The sequence below is a fragment of the Nocardioides sp. P4_G4 genome, from assembly GCF_056401085.1.
Genome location: NZ_JBFUKA010000053.1, coordinates 25,137 through 32,612, shown reverse-complemented (window position 1 = coordinate 32,612; position 7,476 = coordinate 25,137). Strand labels below are relative to the sequence as shown.

Genomic DNA, 7,476 nt, shown 5'->3' with positions numbered 1-7,476 from the left:
GTCCCGAGGAGCGCGAAGAGCTGCTCGGCGGCCTCGAGGCCGACCTCGCCGATCTCGTGGCCGAGCGGGGCCCCGGCGTGCTGGGCGACCCCGACGCGTACGCCGCCGAGCTGCGCGCCGCCGCGGGCCTCCCGGCCGCCGATCCGGGGGCGCGCACCCGCGGCGCTGTCGGGGAGCGGGTCGAGAGGTGGCTCGACGGCGCCGGCCGCCGCTGGGACGCCGTCGTCATCGGTCTCCCGGGCGACCCGTGGGGRCTGCTCGTGGCGCTGCGGCCGGTCTGGTGGGTCGCGAGGGCCTGGGTCGCCCTGCAGGTCGTGGACCTCCTGTTCGGGTCGGGCAGCATCAACCTGGGGTTGTCGCCGGTTCCCAGCCTCCTCGGCTGGGGCCTTCCACTCCTGGTGGTGGCCACGCTCGTCAGCGTGCAGATGGGTCGAGGGAGGTGGTGGCCGGGCGGCCCCAGCAGGGGCGCGGCGGCCCGCGTGCTCCTGCTGGCGCTGAACGTCGTCGCGATCTCGCTGGTCCCCGTGACGGTGACGGAGGTCCTGACGCCCGCCAAGGTCGCAGCGTGGGGGATGGACGACGTGCCCGCGCCGTACACCTCGGTGCCGCCGAACGCCATCACCTACCAGGAGCGGCGGATCTGCACGCTCCGCGTCGTGGACAAGGACGGCCGGCGGGTCCAGGGACTGCGGGTCCTCGACGTCGCCACGGGGGAGCGGCTCCCGATGAACAACCCCTCCTGCTGACCCACCCACCCGTCGGGCACGTCGGCGGAGCGCGGCACCCCTGCGGGTGGGCCGGGGGAGCGGGGGAGCGCGTCGGGCGTCACGATTCGCGCGGAATGCCGTTAGGTTCCACGAGCACTCATCCCCCATCACCTGGAGACAACACCATGGGTTACGGACTCGGCGTCTTCCTGCTGGCGCTCGGCCTCATCCTGGCCTTTGCCGTGCAGGACATGATCAGCGCCGTCGACCTCACGATGGTCGGCTACATCCTCTGCCTGGCCGGCGTCCTGGTCATCGCGATCACCGCCATCCAGACCAACACGCGTCGTCGTGCCACGACGGTCGCCACCACCACGGACCACGAGGGTCGCTCGGCGACCACCGAGCGTCGTACCGAGATGGACCCGCCGGCGCCGCCGGCCGTCTGACGGGCTGACGCCCTCCAGCAGCACGGTCGCCCGGGTCCCAGCGTTTTGGGACCCGGGCGTCGCCGTTGCTAGTCTCGTCCGGTTGCCCACCGCACGGTGGGACCTGCCGTCATGACGGCCGCGGATCCAGAGAGCTCGGGGCATCCTGCCCCGGGCGCCGCGCAACGAGACCGGAAGGAGCCCCGCATGTCGATCGGTACCGACGCGGAGACCAAGAAGAAGATCATCGCCGAGCACGCCACGACCGAGGGCGACACCGGTTCGCCCGAGGTGCAGGTCGCTCTGCTGAGCCACCGCATCAGCCACCTCACCGAGCACCTCAAGCAGCACAAGCACGACCACCACAGCCGTCGTGGCCTGCTGCTGCTCGTGGGCCAGCGCCGTCGTCTGCTCAACTACCTGCAGAAGACCGACATCGCGCGCTACCGCGCGATCGTCGAGCGCCTCGGCCTGCGTCGCTGACCTGCCAGGAGCGGTTCCCCGTCACGGGGAGCCGCTCCTGCTGGTTCACGGGCCGTTCCGTTAGGCTCGTCCACGGCCCTCGCGGGCCACGGTGCCGATGTCAGGCACGCACCACCCACAACTGCACATACACACCACCAGGAGTGGCCCGGAACGTCGGCTCGGTCCTCGGTAGTGGCTTCCGGACTCCTCGCGCACGGCGCGACCCGTGGGCCTCGATCGAAGACCGGCAACATGCTCGAACGTCGAGCTGTTCGGGCGTTCCGCGGCTAGCTCCGCGAAGAGAAAGGGAACCCCTTTGAACGAGGGCCCCATCATTTCTGCTGTCGAGACCGTGCTGGACAACGGCAAGTTCGGACAGCGCACCGTCAAGTTCGAGACCGGCCTGCTCGCCCGCCAGGCGGCCGGCTCGGTCACCGCCTACCTGGACGACGAGACCATGCTGCTCTCGGCGACCACCGCCGGCAAGACCCCGAAGGACCACTTCGACTTCTTCCCCCTGACGATCGACGTCGAGGAGCGGATGTACGCCGTGGGCCAGATCCCCGGCTCCTTCTTCCGGTCCGAGGGTCGTCCGGGCGAGGACGCGATCCTCACCTGCCGCCTCATCGACCGCCCGCTGCGCCCGACCTTCAAGAAGGGTCTGCGCAACGAGGTCCAGGTCGTCATCACCGTCATGGCGCTCGACCCGAACGTGCCGTACGACGTGCTGGCCATCAACGCCGCGTCGCTCTCGACCCAGCTCTCCGGCCTGCCCTTCTCCGGCCCCGTCGGTGGCGTCCGCGTGGCGCTCATCGAGGGCCAGTGGGTGGCCTTCCCGACGCACTCCCAGCTCGAGGACGCCGTCTTCGACATGGTCGTCGCCGGTCGCGTCACCGACACCGGTGACGTCGCCATCATGATGGTCGAGGCCGAGGCCACCGAGGAGACCATCGCGCTCGTGCAGGGTGGCGCGCAGGCGCCCACCGAGGAGGTCGTGGCCGGTGGCCTCGACGCCGCGAAGCCCTTCATCAAGCAGCTCGTCGAGGCCCAGGCCGAGCTGGCCCGCGAGGCCGCCAAGCCGGTCCAGGACTTCCCGGTCTTCCTCGACTACGAGGACGACGTCTACGCCGCCGTCGAGTCGGCCGCCAAGGACGACACCGCCGCCGCGATGACCATCGGCGACAAGCAGGAGCGCGAGACCAAGGTCGACGAGATCAAGGCGTCGCTGCTCGAGAAGCTCGCCGGCCAGTTCGAGGGCCGCGAGAAGGAGATCGGCGCGGCGTTCCGCTCGCTCAACAAGTCGCTCGTCCGCGAGCGCGTGCTGCGCGACAAGATCCGCATCGACGGCCGTGGCCTCGCCGACATTCGCCCGCTGCACGCCGAGGTCGGCGTGATCCCGCGCGTGCACGGCTCGGCCCTGTTCGAGCGTGGCGAGACCCAGATCCTGGGCGTCACCACCCTCAACATGCTCAAGCTCGAGCAGCAGCTCGACACGCTGTCCCCGGAGAAGCACCGCCGGTACATGCACAAGTACGTCTTCCCGCCGTTCTCCACCGGTGAGACGGGTCGCGTGGGCTCGCCCAAGCGTCGCGAGGTCGGTCACGGTGCGCTCGCGCGCCGCGCCCTCCTCCCCGTGCTCCCCAGCCGCGAGGAGTTCCCCTACGCGATCCGCCAGCTCTCCGAGGCCATGGGCTCCAACGGCTCGACCTCGATGGGCTCGGTCTGCGCGTCCACGCTGGCGCTGCTCCAGGCGGGTGTGCCGCTCAAGGCCTCCGTCGCTGGCATCGCGATGGGCCTCATCTCCGGCGAGGTCGACGGCGAGCAGCAGTACGTCGCGCTGACCGACATCCTCGGTGCCGAGGACGCGTTCGGTGACATGGACTTCAAGGTCGCCGGCACGCGGGAGTTCGTCACCGCGCTCCAGCTCGACACCAAGCTCGACGGCATCCCGGCCGAGGTCCTCGCTGCGGCGCTGACCCAGGCCCGCGACGCCCGTCTGGCGATCCTCGACGTCATGGCCGAGGCCATCGACGCCCCCGAGGAGATGTCGCTCCACGCGCCGCGGATCATCACGATCAAGGTGCCCGTCGACAAGATCGGCGAGGTCATCGGCCCGAAGGGCAAGATCATCAACCAGATCCAGGACGACACGGGCGCGACCCTGTCGATCGAGGACGACGGCACGGTCTACATCGGGGCGACGAACGGCGAGGCGGCGCAGGCCGCGAAGGACGCCGTCAACGCGATCGCCAACCCGACGATGCCCGAGGTCGGCGAGCGCTACCTCGGCACGGTCGTCAAGACGACCAACTTCGGTGCGTTCGTCTCGCTTATGCCCGGCAAGGACGGCCTGCTGCACATCAGCAAGCTGCGTGCCCTCGCCGGCGGCAAGCGCGTCGAGGCCGTCGAGGACGTCCTGTCGGTCGGCCAGAAGGTCCAGGTCGAGATCGGCGAGATCGACGACCGCGGCAAGCTCTCGCTCGTGCCTGTCGTGGAGGAGTCCTCCTCCGCGTCGGCCGACGAGGCCGACGAGGCCACCGACTCCGAGTGACCTGAGCTCCACCCGCGACCGGCCGGCAGTCACCTGCCGGCCGGTCGTGGCATTTCTCCTGCGAAAGGCACCCCCGTGCAGAACTCCGGCACCACCCGCACCCTCCAGACCGTCAAGGACGCCGACGGCCAGGTGACCTCGCGCGTGCGGCGTACCGTGCTGCCCAGCGGGCTGCGCATCGTCACCGAGCAGATGGCCGGCGCCCGCTCGGCCAGCATCGGCGTGTGGGTCGGCGTGGGCTCGCGGGACGAGACCCCGGCCCTGCACGGTTGCTCGCACTTCCTCGAGCACCTGCTCTTCAAGGGCACCCGCGAGCGCAGTGCCCTCGACATCTCGGTGGCCCTCGACGCGGTGGGCGGGGAGTTCAACGCCTTCACCGCCAAGGAGTACACCTGCTTCCACGCGCGGGTCCTCGACGACGACCTGCCGATGGCGATCGACGTGCTCGGCGACATGGTCACCAACTCGCTCATCACCGCCGCCGACGTCGAGGCCGAGCGGGACGTGATCCTCGACGAGATCGCGATGCACGACGACGACCCGGACGACGTGGTGCACAACCTCTTCGCCCACCAGGCGTGGGGGGACACCCCGCTGGGGCGTCCCATCGCCGGTACCCATGACTCGATCACCGCGATGAGCCGCGAGCAGGTCCACCGCTTCTACCGCCGGCACTACCGCCCCGGGACCATGGTCATCGCGGCGGCCGGCAGCGTCGACCACGCGACCGTCGTACGCCAGGTGCGTGCGGCCTTCGCCCGTCAGGGCTTCCTCGAGGGCGAGGGCGAGCCCGCCGCGGCGCGCATCACCGACAAGGCCCGCACGGTCACCTCGGGGGAGTCCCGTACGACGCGGCCCTTCGAGCAGGTCAACATCGTCCTCGGCGCCCAGGGCATCACCCGCACCGACGAGCGCCGCTACGCCCTCGGCGTCCTCAACACCGCTCTCGGTGGCGGGACCTCCTCGCGGCTGTTCCAGGAGGTCCGCGAGCACCGCGGGCTGGCCTACTCGGTCTACTCCTTCGCCAGCCACCACGCCGACGCCGGCCTGGTCGGTGTCTCGGTCGGCTGCCTGCCCGGCAAGGTCGACGACGTGCTCGCCACGGTGCGGGCCGAGCTGGCCAAGGTGGCGGCCGACGGCATCACCGCCGAGGAGCTCGAGCGCGGCAAGGGCCAGCTGCGCGGCGGCCTCGTGCTCGGCCTCGAGGACTCCGGCTCGCGGATGTCGCGGATCGGCAAGGTCGAGCTCATGCGCGACGAGCTGCTCTCCATCGACCAGGTCATCGCGCGCATCGACGCCGTCACCCTCGACGAGGTCCGCGACGTCGCCGCGCTCTTCTCTCAGCCCGAGGTGCTCGCGGTCGTCGGTCCTCGCTGACCTGCGGGGCTCGGGTGGTCGCAGCTGGCGGCGCCCGACAGGTGGTTCCGCGCGACCCACCGCAACTGGCGGCGTACGACGGGGTTCTCGGGGCTCGGGTGGTCGTCTCCCGCCAGTTGGGGTGGGGGCTCAGGAGGGCGTGGCGCAACTGGCGGCGTACGACGGGGTTCTCGGGGCTCGGGTGGTCGTCTCCCGCCAGTTGCTCCAGCACCTCGTGCGGGCCGGGGGGCGTCCACAGGCCGCTGGGAGGCCGGCTGTGGCCACAGCAGGCGAGGCCGCGGTCGTGCTCGTGATGCCGAGGGCCGGACTCTCGGTCCATGGCGGACTCCAACCAGGCCCCGACCCCGGGCGCGGATGACCTCTCCGACCCGACCACCCTCGCGATCAGGGGTCGACCGCGCCGCGCCGCGTACCGGTCCGTCACGCACGGCATCCACCGGCGCCGGCTCGACGGAGCAGGGCAGCGCGAGGAGTGGTTGGCTGACCTCCGGGGATGGCAGCTGCTCCTCACCGGACACGGATGCTTCACGGCCCTGACGGCCGCACGGATCCGTGGCTGGGAGCTGCCTCCGCTTCCTGCGGCGACGCCCGTCTTCGTCGCCATGCAGCTGGACGACCCGCGGCCGATGCGCGACGGGATCCGCACCAGCCGTCATCCGGCACCGATCGAGCACGAGGACGTCGCGGGACTCAGGTGCGCCACGGCCGCCGAGACGCTCCTGGCGTGTGCGCGATGGTTGTCACCGCTCGACCTCGTGGTCCTGATGGACAGCGCCCTCCAGGCGCGCGATGTCACCGTCGAGGAGCTCTGTCGCGTCTGCCGGCCCAGGCGCCGAGGACGTTCTGCGCTCCTGGCCGCGCTGGTCCGGGTGGATGGTCGGGCAGAGTCGTCGTGGGAGTCGCTCCTGCGACTGCTGCACGTGGTCGTCGGTGCCGAGGTCGCACCACAACGCGAGGTCCGGGATGCCAACGGAGTGCTCGTCGCACGGGTGGACCTGCACCTGGTCGGCACCACCTCCGACCACGAGTTCGATGGTGGTCATCACCGCGAGCCCGACCAGCACCGAGACGACCTGAGGCGCGAGCGGCGACTCAGCAGGCTGGGACGGGTCCGCCGTGGCTACACCGCGTCCGACGTGGTCCAGCGGCCGATCGGCGTCCTGCGCGGCGTGGACGTGGCTCTGGGCCGGGAGCACGATCCGCGGCGCATCCGGCCGTGGCTCGTGATGCTGCGCGAGTCGCTCTACACCCCGGCGGGGCGGGAGGCGTTCCTGCGGAGGGTGGGGACCACGTCGGCAGCTGGCGGGAGACGACGGCGAACAGTGCGATGAGACCGTCGTACGCCGCCAGTTGCGCCGGGGTGGCTGACAGGTCCGCGAGCGTCAGCGCTTCCCGATGATCCCGATGACGGCCGGCGCCTTCTGCTCGACCACCGAGACCCGGAAGCCGGCCCGGGCGAGGGTGTCGGAGGTCTTCTTGACGATGTTGGGGACCAGCTCGGGACGGTTGGCCTCGTAGAACAGGTAGACCGCCCCGCCGGGCACGACACGCTCGTGGAGCAGGGCCACCTCGTCGTCGCAGTTGCGCACCCAGAACAGGTTGACGTTGAAGGAGAAGACCTTCGTCAGCCGCTTCACCGGGACGCGGAGGGTGGCGAGGTCGATCTGGCGCACGACCAGCCGGCCGTCGTCGACGGCCTTCTGGTTGCGGCGCTTGGTGCGGTCGACCCCGGACTCGGACCGGTCGATCGCGAACAGCTTGCCGGACTCCAGCTTGCTGCAGATCAGCTCGGCTCCGGCCCCTGGACCACACCCGATCTCGAGGACCTGGTCGTGGGGTTGGACATCCATCAGCTCGACTGCCCAACGGATGCGGGGCGGGATCGTCTGCAACGGCATGGGTGACAGCCTGCCACTAGCGGGTTCACGAGTCAGCCACCGCCACTCTC

7 protein-coding genes are annotated in these 7,476 nt (G+C 70.8%); 6 read left to right on the top strand and 1 reads right to left on the bottom strand.

The window, feature by feature from the left end:
• From AC1DQF_RS13660 to AC1DQF_RS13635, 6 genes are all read left to right on the top strand, one after another.
• The coding region (locus AC1DQF_RS13660; RefSeq protein WP_477525763.1) for a hypothetical protein at positions 1-746 on the top strand (746 nt) is incomplete at its 5' end.
• Positions 747-892: 146 nt separating this feature from the next.
• On the top strand, positions 893-1,156 hold the full coding sequence (locus tag AC1DQF_RS13655) for a DUF6458 family protein (protein WP_477525762.1): 264 nt from the start codon (positions 893-895) through the stop codon (positions 1,154-1,156).
• A 186-nt stretch (positions 1,157-1,342) separates the two neighbouring features.
• Complete coding sequence (gene rpsO / locus AC1DQF_RS13650) at positions 1,343-1,618, top strand: 30S ribosomal protein S15 (protein ID WP_457207321.1); 276 nt, start codon at positions 1,343-1,345, stop codon at positions 1,616-1,618.
• 298 nt (positions 1,619-1,916) lie between these two features.
• Complete coding sequence (locus AC1DQF_RS13645) at positions 1,917-4,151, top strand: polyribonucleotide nucleotidyltransferase (RefSeq protein WP_477525761.1); 2,235 nt, start codon at positions 1,917-1,919, stop codon at positions 4,149-4,151.
• A gap of 75 nt (positions 4,152-4,226) precedes the next feature.
• On the top strand, positions 4,227-5,528 hold the full coding sequence (locus AC1DQF_RS13640) for a M16 family metallopeptidase (RefSeq protein ID WP_477525760.1): 1,302 nt from the start codon (positions 4,227-4,229) through the stop codon (positions 5,526-5,528).
• A 317-nt stretch (positions 5,529-5,845) separates the two neighbouring features.
• Complete coding sequence (locus AC1DQF_RS13635) at positions 5,846-6,859, top strand: hypothetical protein (protein ID WP_477525759.1); 1,014 nt, start codon at positions 5,846-5,848, stop codon at positions 6,857-6,859.
• Positions 6,860-6,910: 51 nt separating this feature from the next.
• On the opposite strand, the gene AC1DQF_RS13630 is transcribed toward AC1DQF_RS13635, so the two are convergent.
• Positions 6,911-7,426 (bottom strand): class I SAM-dependent methyltransferase, encoded by a 516-nt coding sequence (locus AC1DQF_RS13630; protein ID WP_477525758.1) that lies wholly within the window; start codon positions 7,424-7,426, stop codon positions 6,911-6,913.
• Positions 7,427-7,476 lie beyond the last annotated feature (50 nt).

Excerpts from the sequence above, each read along its gene's own strand:
- AC1DQF_RS13655 (WP_477525762.1), top strand. The coding sequence starts at position 893 with ATGGGTTACGGACTCGGCGTCTTCCTGCTGGCGCTCGGCCTCATCCTG.
- rpsO (WP_457207321.1), top strand. The coding sequence starts at position 1,343 with ATGTCGATCGGTACCGACGCGGAGACCAAGAAGAAGATCATCGCCGAG.
- AC1DQF_RS13635 (WP_477525759.1), top strand. The coding sequence starts at position 5,846 with ATGGCGGACTCCAACCAGGCCCCGACCCCGGGCGCGGATGACCTCTCC.
- AC1DQF_RS13630 (WP_477525758.1), bottom strand. The coding sequence starts at position 7,426 with ATGCCGTTGCAGACGATCCCGCCCCGCATCCGTTGGGCAGTCGAGCTG.